Origin of the sequence: Streptomyces sp. NPDC001292 (genome assembly GCF_042896465.1) — a bacterium.
GTDB lineage: Bacteria > Actinomycetota > Actinomycetes > Streptomycetales > Streptomycetaceae > Streptomyces.
In genome coordinates this window covers 1-1,375 of record NZ_JBIAXG010000146.1, presented here as the reverse complement: position 1 = coordinate 1,375, position 1,375 = coordinate 1, and the positions used below count along the sequence as shown (strand labels likewise).

1 protein-coding gene and 1 pseudogene are annotated in these 1,375 nt (G+C 67.0%); both read right to left on the bottom strand.

Going from position 1 to position 1,375, the window contains the following annotated elements; all coding sequences use genetic code 11:
- The coding region (gene sucD / locus ACFY4A_RS42635; protein ID WP_390834681.1) for a succinate--CoA ligase subunit alpha at window positions 1-779 on the bottom strand (779 nt) is incomplete at its 3' end.
- A 21-nt stretch (window positions 780-800) separates the two neighbouring features.
- Window positions 801-1,375, bottom strand: a pseudogene (locus ACFY4A_RS42630) (succinate--CoA ligase subunit beta); the annotation flags it as partial.

Sequence of the window (1,375 nt, the reverse complement as noted above, 5' to 3'; positions counted from 1 at the left end):
GAGGAACCCGAGACGATGGCACCCGCGTGGCCCATGGTCTTGCCCTCCGGCGCGGTGAAGCCCGCGACGTAACCGACGACCGGCTTGGTCACGTTCTCCTTGATGAACGCCGCGGCCCGCTCCTCCGCGTCGCCGCCGATCTCACCGATCATCACGATCAGGTCGGTGTCCGGGTCGTCCTGGAACGCCTTCAGCGCGTCGATGTGCGTGGTGCCGATGATCGGGTCACCGCCGATGCCCACGCAGGTGGAGAAGCCGATGTCCCGCAGCTCGTACATCATCTGGTACGTCAGCGTGCCGGACTTCGACACCAGACCGATCCGGCCCGGCTTGGTGATGTCGGCCGGGATGATGCCCGCGTTCGACTGACCCGGCGTGATCAGACCCGGGCAGTTCGGCCCGATGATGCGGGTCTTGTTGCCCTTCTTGCCGGCGTACGCCCAGAACGCGGCCGTGTCGTGCACCGCGATGCCCTCGGTGATCACCACCGCGAGCGGGATCTCGGCGTCGATCGCCTCGATCACCGCGTCCTTGGTGAACTTCTCCGGCACGAAGATGACCGTGACGTCGGCACCGGTCTTCTCGATGGCGTCCTTGACGGTCCCGAAGACCGGTACCTCGGTGCCGTCGAAGTCGACGCTCTGGCCCGCCTTGCGCGGGTTCACGCCACCGACGATGTTCGTGCCCGAGGCCAGCATGCGACGCGTGTGCTTCTGGCCCTCGGAGCCGGTCATGCCCTGGACGATGACCTTGGATTCCTTGGTGAGGAAGATAGCCATGGTGTTCTGTGACCTCGTCCCTTACTTCGCGGCAGCAGCCAGCTCGGCGGCCTTGTCGGCCGCGCCGTCCATGGTGTCCACCCGCTGCACCAGCGGGTGGTTGCGGTCGTCCAGGATCCGGCGACCCAGCTCGGCGTTGTTGCCGTCCAGCCGCACGACCAGCGGCTTGGTGACCTCCTCGCCCTTGGACTCCAGCAGCTCCAGGGCCTGCACGATGCCGTTGGCGACCGCGTCGCACGCGGTGATGCCGCCGAAGACGTTGACGAAGACGGACTTCACGTCCGGGTCGCCCAGGATGATCTCCAGGCCGTTCGCCATCACCTCGGCCGAGGCGCCGCCGCCGATGTCCAGGAAGTTCGCCGGCTTGACGCCCTTGTGGGCCTCACCGGCGTAGGCCACGACGTCCAGGGTCGACATGACCAGACCCGCGCCGTTGCCGATGATGCCGACCTCACCGTCGAGCTTGACGTAGTTGAGGTTCTTCTCCTTGGCGGCCGCCTCCAGCGGGTTGGCCGCGGCCCGGTCGTGGAACTCCTCGAACTCCGGGTGACGGAACTCCGCGTTGTCGTCCAGCGACACCTTCCCGTCGAGGGCGA